The organism is Legionella pneumophila subsp. pneumophila str. Philadelphia 1, assembly GCF_000008485.1.
GTDB lineage: Bacteria > Pseudomonadota > Gammaproteobacteria > Legionellales > Legionellaceae > Legionella > Legionella pneumophila.
Genome location: NC_002942.5, coordinates 140,193 through 151,626 on the forward strand (window position 1 = coordinate 140,193; position 11,434 = coordinate 151,626).

Genomic DNA, 11,434 nt, shown 5'->3' on the forward strand with positions numbered 1-11,434 from the left:
CTATGCCGGAAACAATTATTAACATAGAAAATTTAAGCAAATCTTTTAAAAAAGCACCTTCACAGCACCTTCTTGTACTTGAAGATGTTAATTTCAAATTACAGGAAGGCGAAATAGTTGCTTTGTTAGGCAAATCTGGTTCAGGGAAATCCACTTTACTCAGGATTATTGCTGGTCTTATCGCTCCTTCCAGTGGAACAGTGACTTACCGCGGTAAACCTGTAACCAGGCCGGTAGAAGGTATTGCTATGGTATTTCAGTCGTTTGCTTTAATGCCTTGGCTTACAGTCCTGGAAAATGTGGAGCTTGGTTTGGAAGCACAAGGAATCAGCCGCGAGGAAAGAAGGCACAGGGCTATTGAAGCGATAGATATTATAGGTTTGGATGGTTTCGAATCGGCTTTTCCCAAGGAGTTATCTGGTGGGATGCGACAACGGGTTGGTTTTGCTCGCGCTTTGGTTATTAATCCGGATGTGTTGTTAATGGATGAACCCTTTTCCGCGCTTGATGTACTTACTGCAGAAAACCTCAAATCAGATTTATTGGAGTTATGGAAAGAAAAGAAAACGAATACCAATGGTATTTTATTAGTAACACACAATATAGAAGAAGCTGCGACTTTGGCTGACAGGATAGTGATTTTTGGTAATGATCCCGGCTATATTCGTGCTGAATTACCAGTGACTCTTCCCCAACCCCGTGATCCGGAAAGCCCGGAATACCTTGCCTTGGTTGACAAGATTTATACTTTAATGACTACTGGGCCCAAAGAAAAAGCCAAGCGAGCGCAAAGGGAGCGTCAAATAGGTTTAGGCTATCGCTTACCCGATGTCGAGCCCTCTGAATTATCCGGTCTGATAGAAACTATGAAGTCCTTTGAAGAACGTATTGATTTACCTGAGCTGGCAGACGAGCTCATGATGAATATTGATGATCTGTTCCCAATTCTTGAAACTCTGGAGATACTTGGTTTTGCCAAGGTGTCTGCGGGAGATATTCAGTTAAGTGAATTAGGAAAACAATTTTCAGAAGCTGATTTGCAAGAGCGTAAGCAATTGTTCGCGCAAAGATTATTGGAAAAAGTCCCTCTGGCTCGTTATATAAGACGGGTACTGGATGAGAAAGCGGGGCATCGCGTCTCAGAAGAGCGCTTTTTGAGTAAGCTGGAGGATTATTTAAGCGAGAAAGAAGCAGATCGTGTTTTGAAAACAATGATTGACTGGGGGCGATATGCCGAGATTTTTGCTTATGATTTCAATACCGGTATTTTGAGTCTGGAAAACCCGGGCAAGGGGGCTTAGCAAGAAAGCCAGGTCAAAATGACCTGGCCTGTGGCCAATTACCGTGGCGAGGAATATCCTTTATAGCTTGAGTTAATTAGGCTGATTTTCTTACCAGGTAATTCAAAATTTCAAATAAACGCTCTTCGCTCCCTGCCATTTGTAAGTCAGTTTTGTACTTGTTATTGACGACAAAGGCTGGTACGGCGTTAATTTGATAATGCGCCATCAAAGACATGCCGCTGTTAACGCGCATATCGATTGTTGGCGAATTTTCAAAAGCGCTCTTGGCAATTTCTCTGTCTACGCCATGAGCAACAAAAAAATCAACCATCGATTGTTTCGTTGCCAGTGGATTTTTATCTTCCTGAATCGCTTTGAATAATATGGGATTCATTTTATCGGACATAGCCAGGGTTTTTGCTGTGTAATAGGCTTTGGCATACAAATCCCAGTTTGGTTTAAAAACAACTGGAACGCGCTCAAGATGGGCGCCTTTGCCCATTCTGGTTGCCCAATCATTTAGTGGGGCGTCAATTTTATAACACCATGGACAGCCATAGCTAAAAAATTCGGTAATCAGGGGTGTTTTATCTTTATTGGTAGACAATTGCGCGCTGGCAACGGTTTGATAATCTTTGCCTTCAATAAATTGAGTTGCCAAAGCAGTCATTGGCATAAGAAATAATAGGGCAATTAATTTTTTAAACATAGTCAATTCCTCAATATAACCCTTGAATATAATAAGCAACGGCTTCCATATCTTCTGGGCTCATTTTACTACTGATATCTTGCATAATTTGATTTAAGTCATTCGTTCGCTTCCCGTCTTTAAATGCTTGCAGTTGCATTATAGTATAAGCTGCATGCTGACCAGAAAGCAGGGGAAAGCCTGCTTGAGCGTTTCCACTTCCTTTAGGACCATGGCAGGCTATACAGGCCGCGATGTGTTTGTTTAAATCACCACCTCTGTAAAGTTGTTCGCCTCTTTTTAAATATTTTTCAGGGGTTGAACCTTCAGCAACGGGCATTTTAGCATAATAGGCTGCCAAGTCATCCATATCCTGTTCATTCATATTAGCAACTATTGCAGTCATAGTGGGCGCAGAGCGCGACTTACCTTCTTTTATATCTTTCAATTGTTTCACAAAATATTTTTCATGCTGGCCGGCAAGATTGGGCCATTCGGGATTCGTACTAATACCTTGCGGACCATGACAGGCGGTACAGACTGTTGACTTATTTTGTCCAGCCTCTTGCGGGTTTTCCTGGGCAAAAATCACTGATGAAGAGCACAGGATTAATACGAGTGCTAATTTTTTCATGGATTTCTCATAATAATTTAGTCAATTAATGGTACACTGCCTGGGTCAAAATCCCAAAACTAAAATGATATCTTATGCCAATCAATTTATATTCTAAAGCAGTATTTTTAAAAAGTGCAGCCCGTGTCAATCAATTACCTGAAGATTCCGGGTATGAGGTAGCGTTTGCTGGCCGTTCCAACGCTGGAAAATCCAGTGCCTTAAATTGTCTGACTAATAATAAAAATTTGGCAAGAACCAGCAAAACACCAGGCCGCACTCAACTGATCAATCTCTTTTCTCTTGATGAGCAACGGCGCCTTGTTGATTTACCAGGTTATGGTTATGCCAAGGTGGCAATGGAAGTAAAATTGGAATGGCAAAAGAATTTAGCCCACTATCTGGAAGCAAGGCAATGTTTGAGAGGATTAATTTTGTTGATGGATGTACGCCATCCATTGAAAGATTTGGATCAAATATTAGTGAATTGGGCTTTGCACAGAGAGCTCCCAGTGCATATTTTACTGACAAAAGCAGATAAGTTAAGTCGTAGTGAAGTCAAAAATGCCGTACTTAAAGTTCGGCAGTATTATGAGCTGGCAGAGCATTTGGTTTCTGTGCAAGCGTTTTCTTCTGTGAAAAAGGATGGTGTTGAGGAGTTGATTTCCTTGCTTGACCGTTGGTATGAGTGGAATTAGCTTTTAGGGTTTTGGTTTTCCGATTGATTACAGACCATTTTTTTTAATGATTATCCAATATTTTGCTGTTATAATGCCCTCTTTCTGTACGTTATGATTTTAAGAGGACCACAATGACACCTTTGTTCCCAACTCAAGGCCCTATTACCATCCGACAAGGTATTGGAGGTAGTTGCTATCTTTTGTCATCTCTGGATTGCATTTTAAATCTTGGGGCGGATGGGGAGCAATTAATTAAATCGTTGTTTACCCAAACGGAAGATGGGAAAGTTATCGTAAGAATCAAACGCCATGAGGCACTAAAAGATAATTTGCAAAAGAATAAAATGACAGGGAAGTACACCCATTACGTGGATGAACTCAACAATGAAGATGTGTTTGAGATTAGCCCGGAAAGACTAAAGGAAATTGATAATCAATACGGCGGGGTAAAAAGTAATTCGCTGGCAATAAAAATTTTGGAACGATTGGTTTCCTATTATTATGCGGGAGATTGGAGTAATACTGATCCTTTGGCAAGCGTTGTTGCTCATGATATACCGGACAGAATTGCCGGTTTTACTTCCACTGCTTTTTTAGGCAAATTCTTTGGTATTCAAGCGGAAGACATTCCATATTCAAAGCTTGACGATATCATCAAATTGAAATTAATGAATCCTGATGAGCCTGTTTATATTAGTATGTCTTATGGAAAAGTCGATAGCTTTGGAAAATTTCATGGCCGTCATGCTTTGAGAATAGACAAAATTATTCCTAAAGGTTCTGGGAACTATGATTTTGTTTTAATCAATCCGCACGATAATTCTAAAACAGAAACTTACAAATTAGACGATCTCAACAAACGAAACTGCCGATTTTGCCTTTTTAATACCAGTATCCATAGAGCCAGTTTGACAAAAAAATTATTGACACTTTCAAACGAGGAGGGGAGGTATATTTTTTCTAATTCTGGTCTGCAGAAAAGGCTGATATCTTTGGAGGAAATGCATCTTCTAACTGACAACAAAATTATTTCTTCTTGCATTAGTTTGCATAAACAAATCCCTTATCTTGAAAAACTTTTCCTAAAATTGTCAGTGGAGGAAAAGAAAACATTAACTGCTTGCATAGCCAATGCGGATGGTTCTAAAAAAGAATTCCTAAAATTATTTTTAACCCGTATCCCTGCAATGGATTTGCTTGAACTGGTTCTTCGCGAAGAAACATCTCAAGAATTATTAGGCGAGGTTTTGACAGAGTTAGCCTTATCAAACCCAGTCGAAGAAAACAAATTAAGTCCCAAAGCAGGCATAAATTTTAATGGCGAGGCTTTTCTCCATTTAATAGTGAAGTCTGCAATACAGCAAAAAATCAATCAGTTAGCTTACCTGCCTGAAAAAGCGAAACAAGAAATTGAATCCGGGTTAATTAACTTTTACTTTGGTGGAGCATCCTCTAGTTTAACAAGAGCATCAGGGTTACGAGCATTGTTTATAGCCAATATTTTCTCCAAAAAATCAATAGAGGCATTATTTCCGCCAAAAGCTCTTTTTGCAAAAGCGATTGCTAACTATCTCACACTAAAGACTTTACCAGATTTATTGATTGAGTACTTAAAAAGCAAAGACACATCGCCAATTGATGAGGAGTTTTTTGATGTCGTTCTTGCCAGCGCAACGTTTAAAGATCCGGATGAATTCTTTGAAAATTTGTTCAGATTAAGCCGAATTAATCCAGAAGTGGCAAAAGCGTTATTTGTCTTCGCATCTCAAAAAATTAATGTTCTATTTGGCATATCTTTAGAAGAATACGCAAAAAAAATCGCTTTAAAAGATTCAGGCGAATTCAAATCATGGTTTGAGTCCTTATCCAAGCCACAACCTGTGATAAAAATTCCAGAAATTGATAATGTATTAAGGCAACAACGAGTCGACGATGCTAAAAGAGTGATTTCAGATATTGTTCAGCGAATCAATTCTTTTCCATTTAGTTTTGAAGGATTTAAAACCGTAGAACACGTTAATCTTAATGCAGAAGAGCTCAGAGGCCAACTTAAGAAAATAGTTCATTCTGGCGAATTGCAAAATGCGTTGCAAATACTGGATTTACCTGATGGACATCCGGAAGTCCAGAGGGCTTTAGAACGTAAGCTCCGAATGATAGACGCCGCAGCTAATCGACGTTCAGATTTTCTCAGGAAGTATGAAACGGATATAGATGAGCATGTCAGGCAAATAAAAAATTTCCCAATCGACTTTAATGATGCGGATACCATAGTAGCTATTGAATCCCAACGTATTCTGTTGAACAAAAAGCTTCACACACTGGTCAAAGCGGAAGATCTTTTGGGCGAACAATTCATCGCCAATCCAAAAATAAAAATGGTCTATTATGCCCAGGTTGAAAAGATTAATTTGCGGGCTGAATTATTGCAAAAACGGCTTCTTGATGAGGCGCAAAAGGTTATCGATTCTGTTGAAAAAAGAATTGATAATTTTGTAATTCGCTTTAATGATATAAGCTCCACTTCTGCAGTAGAATGGCAGCGTAATAATTTATTGCAACAACTTGATAATCTGGTTAAACCTAATCAAGCTTTGTTAAGTTCTGAAAAGGTTCTGGATTGTAATAACTTGCAACCATCCATAGTAAGAGCACTGCAAGCGAAAAAACAAGAAATAAATGAAACAGCTGATCAATTGATCATTAAAATAAATGCTGAAGAAGTAGTAAAAAGCTATGAAAAACAAATCAGGGAATTTCCGATAAGTTTTAGCAGGTGCCAAACAGTTGAAGAAGTGATTGCCAGAAAACAGGATTTAATTCAATCGGTTCGATATTTGGTGGATAACAAACCAGATTTACTTAAGGCGCGGGAACAGCTTCAACTATCTGATGAGTATCATAGTGATATCAAAATAGCTCTGACAGATAAAATTTGTGAAATTAACAGACAAGCTGATGTAATGAGCAAGCGTATTACTGACCAAATCGCTGCAATAAAAGAAACTTTGAATATTCTTGCCGAAATTAAATTTTCCGACCACTTGAAAACTATTGAAAGTATGGTTAAAACGCTCGAAACCAAAGCGGTTGGCGATGAAAATTATAAACGCGCGGCACCCATAGCGAGAACATTTTACAATAATTTATTAAGGGCCGAAGAGCACTTCAAAAACTCTCAACTGCCTAAGAATGTGAAATGCAATGATTTTCATCAAGCTTGCGTCCGTGCCATTAATGCAGTCATGCCTGTTTTAGAAGTACATCGTGGCTGGAAACAAGTGTTTGCTGATTTAGCGAGTGCTTTAGTCACTTTATGTACTTTGGGCGGAGCCAATTTATACGCGGGGAGATGGCGATTATTTCCTGTACCCACCGAGTCTGAAAAAATTGTCAAAGATTTTTCATTGTCAATGCAACCGCTCTCTGTCAGTGCCTGATGAAATTGATTTGATATTATTTGAACTGGTTGTCAGGCTTCACATAGTTTATTTGTTTGCTATCAGAATAAACTTTGTGAAGCTCGACGGTTCTTTTTACCGCTTCAAAATATTTTTCATGAGTTCCTCAACGATCTGAGGGTTAGCAAGAGTTGTTAAATCACCCAGCTCATCAATGTGCGACACTTCTTTACAAGCAATTTTTCTTAGTATTCGGCGCATAATTTTACCTGAACGGGTTTTCGGCAAATCATTTGCAAACTGAATGACATCTGGTTTGGCGATAGCACTGATTTGATCTTTGACTCGCTCCATCAATTCAGTTTGGAGCTCGGCATCAGGCTTATTTCCCTGCTTCAGAATGACATAGGCAAATATTGCTTGACCTTTTAAATCATGAGGAATACCTACAACGCCAGCTTCAGCAACCTTAGGATGGCTGACCAATGCTGATTCAATTTCAGCAGTACCCAATCGATGGCCGGAAACGTTAAGTACGTCATCAATTCGGCCTGTAATCCAATAATCTCCATCTTCATCTCGTTTGGCTCCATCACCAGTGATGTAATAGCCGTTGGATAAATAAGTGTTACAGTATCTTTGGTGATCTCCTGCAATGGTTCTTGCCATAGAAGGCCATGGGTATTTGATAGCCAAAAGGCCTTCTCCAGCGCCATTAATTTCATGTCCTTGCTCATTTAACAGGAGTGGTACGATCCCCGGAATAGGTTTACGAGCAGAGCCTGGTTTGATCACTTCATCACTGGCTCTGGGACTAATCATAATAGCTCCGGTTTCAGTTTGCCACCATGTATCCACTATCGGGCATTTCCCTTGTCCAACTTTTTGGTGATACCAATTCCATGCTTCCGGGTTAATTGGCTCACCCACTGAACCCAGTAAACGAAGAGAACTTCTTGAGCTTGAGTTTAGCCATTGATCGCCAGCTCTCATCAGGGAGCGGATGGCTGTGGGAGCTGTGTAGAACACATTCACTTGGTGCTTATCAATGATGCGCCAGTTTCTTGCTGCGTCAGGCCACGTGGGTATTCCTTCAAACATCAATGTGGTAATGCCATTGCAGAGAGGGCCATAGACGACATAACTATGCCCTGTAATCCAACCGACATCAGCAGTACACCAAAATACTTCATTATCCTGACAAGCAAATATCAGTTGATGCGTATAAGCGGCCTGCACTAAATAGCCGCCTGTGGTATGTACCACTCCTTTCGGCTGTCCCGTGCTTCCGGAAGTATAGAGAATAAACAGGGGATCTTCGGTGTTCATTGGTTCCGGCGTGCATTGATCCGATACGGTTTGTTTTAGCTCATGCCACCAATGTTCTTTGTTCTTATTTAGTGCCGTTGGGGCATTTGAATTTTTAACAACCAGCTTGGTGATATTTAAGTCCACGCTGGCTTCGTCAGCCTGTTTCTTTAAAGGGATAGTTTTTCCACCGCGTTGAAACGCATCCGCAGTGATTAAACATTTACAGGAAGAGGCTATTAATCGCTGCTGCAATGCATGGGCCGAAAACCCGGCAAACACAACGGTATGAATAGCTCCTATACGAGCACAAGCCAGCATGGCAATGGCCGCTTCAGGAATCATGGGTAGGTAAATGCCTACCGTATCCCCTCTGCGAACATTTAGGCTTTTTAACACATTGCTCATTTTGCATACTTCAGAATAAAGCTGCGCAAAAGTCAGGGTTTTATTTTGGTTTTCATCATCACCTTCCCAAATGATGGCTGTTTGATTTGCTTTATGGGGTAAATGCCTATCCAGACAATTAGCGCTAACATTGAGTAAGCCGCCTTGAAACCACTTCACATCGCCTTTGTGTAATCCTCCCTGCAGGGTGATACTCCAAGGTTGTATCCAGTCAATGGTTTGTGCGGCAATTTCAGACCAAAATTCAGATAGATATTCTTCTGTAGCTGTTAAATGAGGGTGCTTTAGATGAACGGGAAGCATGCTACACCTCTTGTATTTTGCCAATGTGTTTAATAATGGCTGAAAAATCGATATCACCAAGGCCTTGATCGACAAATTGTTGATAAATTTCAGTTGTTTTGGCGCCAAGGGGTGTTTCAATGTGTACTGATTTCGCAGTATTTTGACTCAATAACAAATCCTTCAACATCATGTTTGCTGCAAACCCTGGCTTATAATCATTGTTTGCAGGAACATTTTCCAATATTCCTGGTACAGGGACGTATTTGCTCATAGCCCAACATTGACCCGATGAATTGTTTACCACCTCAAATAATTTTCCATCAGACAGCCCTAGTTCTTTCGCCAGAATGAACGCTTCTGATATGGCGATCATCGTGGTACCCAATATCATGTTATTGCAAATTTTGGCTGCTTGCCCACTGCCTGCACCGCCTGTATGGATGATTTTTTTTCCCATGGCAGAGAGAATGGGATGCGCCGCATTATAAGCCTCGGCTTCACCACCAACCATGAATGTTAACGTGGCTGCAGTGGCCCCCGCTACGCCGCCAGAGACGGGAGCATCGACGACCAGAAGATGATTTTCTTTCGCTATTTGATGAGTTTCTCGAGAGCTTTTTACATCAATTGTAGAGCAATCGATGTACAATGAGCCAGCATTTAACTGACTGAATATACCATCTACACCAAGGCATACATGTAAAACTTGCTGTCCGGTTTGTAACATAGTAACAATGACATCTTTGCCTTTTGCCAATTCCTGCAAGTTATGAGCAATAGTTCCTCCTTGTTCAGCAAAATGCTCAAGTGCTGATTGTTGCAAATCATAGCCCATGACACTATGACCGGCTTTCAAAAGATTAATGGCCATTGGAAAACCCATATGACCCAATCCCACAAATCCAATATTAGCCATATATTTCTCCGTAATAAGCATGATTAATCATGAGTGGGCATGGCAAAGCTGCTATCCTTTAATTCGGTTATTGGCCATTTGCTGGTAACCGTTTTGCGTCGAGTATAGAAATGAATACTTTCTTCTCCGTGCATGTTGGTATCTCCAAACACAGAGCGCTTCCAGCCTCCGAAAGGATGGTTGGCAATGGGAACGGGTATTGGAATATTAATCCCGACCAGGCCTGCTTGAACTCGCTGGCTATACTCACGTGCTGTAAAGCCATCCCGAGTGAAAATAGCAGTGCCATTTCCGTATTGATGTTTATTGACTAAAGCAAGAGCCTCTTCAAAATGGTTGACTCGCACGATAACCAGTACAGGTCCAAAAATTTCATTTTGATAGACAGACATTTCTTCAGTTACTTCATCAAACAAGCAGGGTCCCAGGTAAAAACCCTGTGGGTATTGAGGATGTTGAAAGGTTCTGCCATCGATAATCAAGCGGGCACCTTCATTAACCCCTTTTTCAATAGCGGCCAAAACTCTTTGTCGATGAGCCTGGCTGACAAGAGGACCCATATCAGTGCCCTCAACATCTCCGGCGTCTACGCGAATGGCTCGAATGAGGGGGGAAATTTTATTGATCAAGGCATCAGCGGTATGTTGACCAACCGTTACAACGACAGATAAAGCCATACAACGTTCTCCTGCCGAACCATAGGCTGCTCCGACGATAGCGTTAGCTGCCTGGTCTAAATCGGCATCAGGCATAACCACACAGTGATTTTTAGCTCCGCCAAAAGTATGTGCCCGCTTTCCATAGGCTGCTGCAGTGGTATAGATGTATTCGGCAACAGGAGTGGAGGCGACCGCAGTAAAGGCAGCTATATCCGGATGAGCCAGTAAATGCTCGACAGTCGTTTTATTACCCTGGATACAATTGGCAACGCCCGGAGGCAAACCGGCATCACTTAACAGTTCCAATAAACGGACAGGCGCAGAGGGATCTTGCTCGGAAGGTTTAAGAATAAAGGTATTTCCACAAGCAATGGCAGGAATCATCATCCAAATGGGTACCATGACAGGAAAGTTAAATGGAGATACTCCGGCACATACTCCCAAGGGTTGTCGAAAAGTATGGCAATCAATATGGCTGGCCACTTCAGCAGAAAAATCTCCCTTTAGCTCGTTGACGAGCCCGCAGTGCAGCTCCACTACCTCAATGCCTCTGGCCACCGATCCTTTCGCATCATCCAGCGTTTTGCCGTGCTCACGAGTGACTATTCGTGCCAGATCCATTTGGTATTTTTCCAGCAACTCCCTAAATCGGAATAAAACTCGCGCTCTTTTTATAGCAGGGGTTTGCGACCATTCATTTCCTGCCGCTTTGGCAATAGCCACAGCTCTATCACAGGTTGCCTTTGACGCAAAATGGACTTGGCCAATAATTTCACCCAGAGCAGGATTATAAATGGCTTGAGCTTCAGTATCCGTTTCATTAATAAGTTGTCCACCAATATAGTGAGGCACATTGTATCCCATTTTTAAACTCCTTGTATTGAAAGGCAGTAGCTAGATAATAGTTATAGAAACAGAATTGACATTAAATTTTTGTCATTTATTTCTAGCCAATGATTGCCGTTACTTAATGATTAATCACTCAGTGTTTTAAGCGTTACCTGATATCGTCGATCTGATTGGCTATCTTGTGAACCTAGTGTTTCAACGACTTCAAAATGAGTTGGATTACCTGCTTTTTTTAAGGCATTTTGAATGGCATCATCAATCCCGGATTCTGAAAAACCTGTAAAATCCTCTATACTTTTCATAGCTATCCTTTTACTATTCCTCCAAAAAAACTAGTTTAGCAT

Annotated in this window: 9 protein-coding genes; 3 read left to right on the plus strand and 6 right to left on the minus strand. The window is 41.0% G+C overall.

Annotation, left to right across the window (positions count from 1 at the left end; all coding sequences use genetic code 11):
- Nucleotides 1-2: 2 nt before the first annotated feature.
- Nucleotides 3-1,301, plus strand: coding sequence for an ABC transporter ATP-binding protein (locus LPG_RS00620; RefSeq protein ID WP_010945883.1), 1,299 nt, complete (start codon nucleotides 3-5; stop codon nucleotides 1,299-1,301).
- 76 nt (nucleotides 1,302-1,377) lie between these two features.
- On the opposite strand, the gene LPG_RS00625 is transcribed toward LPG_RS00620, so the two are convergent.
- Together LPG_RS00625 and LPG_RS00630 are read right to left on the minus strand one after the other, a co-directional pair.
- Complete coding sequence (locus LPG_RS00625) at nucleotides 1,378-1,992, minus strand: thiol:disulfide interchange protein DsbA/DsbL (RefSeq protein WP_015444948.1); 615 nt, start codon at nucleotides 1,990-1,992, stop codon at nucleotides 1,378-1,380.
- Between the two features lie 10 nt (nucleotides 1,993-2,002).
- Nucleotides 2,003-2,605, minus strand: a complete 603-nt coding sequence (locus tag LPG_RS00630; protein WP_010945885.1) for a c-type cytochrome — start codon at nucleotides 2,603-2,605, stop codon at nucleotides 2,003-2,005.
- Nucleotides 2,606-2,679: 74 nt separating this feature from the next.
- On the opposite strand from LPG_RS00630, the gene yihA reads away from it, so the two are divergent.
- Nucleotides 2,680-3,282: a ribosome biogenesis GTP-binding protein YihA/YsxC gene (yihA, locus tag LPG_RS00635; RefSeq protein ID WP_010945886.1), complete on the plus strand. Its 603-nt coding sequence runs from the start codon at nucleotides 2,680-2,682 to the stop codon at nucleotides 3,280-3,282.
- 113 nt (nucleotides 3,283-3,395) lie between these two features.
- Nucleotides 3,396-6,704: a Dot/Icm T4SS effector CegC2 gene (cegC2, locus tag LPG_RS00640; RefSeq protein WP_010945887.1), complete on the plus strand. Its 3,309-nt coding sequence runs from the start codon at nucleotides 3,396-3,398 to the stop codon at nucleotides 6,702-6,704.
- Between the two features lie 96 nt (nucleotides 6,705-6,800).
- Here cegC2 and acs read toward each other — a convergent pair whose 3' ends face one another.
- The 4 genes from acs to LPG_RS00660 form a co-directional block, all read right to left on the minus strand.
- On the minus strand, nucleotides 6,801-8,684 hold the full coding sequence (gene acs / locus LPG_RS00645) for an acetate--CoA ligase (RefSeq protein ID WP_010945888.1): 1,884 nt from the start codon (nucleotides 8,682-8,684) through the stop codon (nucleotides 6,801-6,803).
- Between the two features lies 1 nt (nucleotide 8,685).
- A complete protein-coding gene (gene mmsB / locus LPG_RS00650; protein WP_015444947.1) occupies nucleotides 8,686-9,582 on the minus strand; it encodes a 3-hydroxyisobutyrate dehydrogenase in 897 nt (298 codons plus the stop codon).
- Between the two features lie 23 nt (nucleotides 9,583-9,605).
- Complete coding sequence (locus tag LPG_RS00655; protein ID WP_015444946.1) at nucleotides 9,606-11,105, minus strand: CoA-acylating methylmalonate-semialdehyde dehydrogenase; 1,500 nt, start codon at nucleotides 11,103-11,105, stop codon at nucleotides 9,606-9,608.
- A gap of 110 nt (nucleotides 11,106-11,215) precedes the next feature.
- The gene (locus LPG_RS00660; protein WP_014840774.1) at nucleotides 11,216-11,392 is read right to left on the minus strand and encodes a dodecin domain-containing protein; all 177 of its coding nucleotides are present in this window, start codon (nucleotides 11,390-11,392) and stop codon (nucleotides 11,216-11,218) included.
- Nucleotides 11,393-11,434 lie beyond the last annotated feature (42 nt).

Bases quoted from the DNA above. Each gene is read 5' to 3' on its own strand.
- LPG_RS00630 (WP_010945885.1), bottom strand. From the start codon at position 2,605: ATGAAAAAATTAGCACTCGTATTAATCCTGTGCTCTTCATCAGTGATT.
- LPG_RS00655 (WP_015444946.1), bottom strand. From the start codon at position 11,105: ATGGGATACAATGTGCCTCACTATATTGGTGGACAACTTATTAATGAA.
- LPG_RS00620 (WP_010945883.1), top strand. From the start codon at position 3: ATGCCGGAAACAATTATTAACATAGAAAATTTAAGCAAATCTTTTAAA.
- LPG_RS00660 (WP_014840774.1), bottom strand. From the start codon at position 11,392: ATGAAAAGTATAGAGGATTTTACAGGTTTTTCAGAATCCGGGATTGAT.
- cegC2 (WP_010945887.1), top strand. From the start codon at position 3,396: ATGACACCTTTGTTCCCAACTCAAGGCCCTATTACCATCCGACAAGGT.
- mmsB (WP_015444947.1), bottom strand. From the start codon at position 9,582: ATGGCTAATATTGGATTTGTGGGATTGGGTCATATGGGTTTTCCAATG.
- acs (WP_010945888.1), bottom strand. From the start codon at position 8,684: ATGCTTCCCGTTCATCTAAAGCACCCTCATTTAACAGCTACAGAAGAA.
- LPG_RS00625 (WP_015444948.1), bottom strand. From the start codon at position 1,992: ATGTTTAAAAAATTAATTGCCCTATTATTTCTTATGCCAATGACTGCT.
- yihA (WP_010945886.1), top strand. From the start codon at position 2,680: ATGCCAATCAATTTATATTCTAAAGCAGTATTTTTAAAAAGTGCAGCC.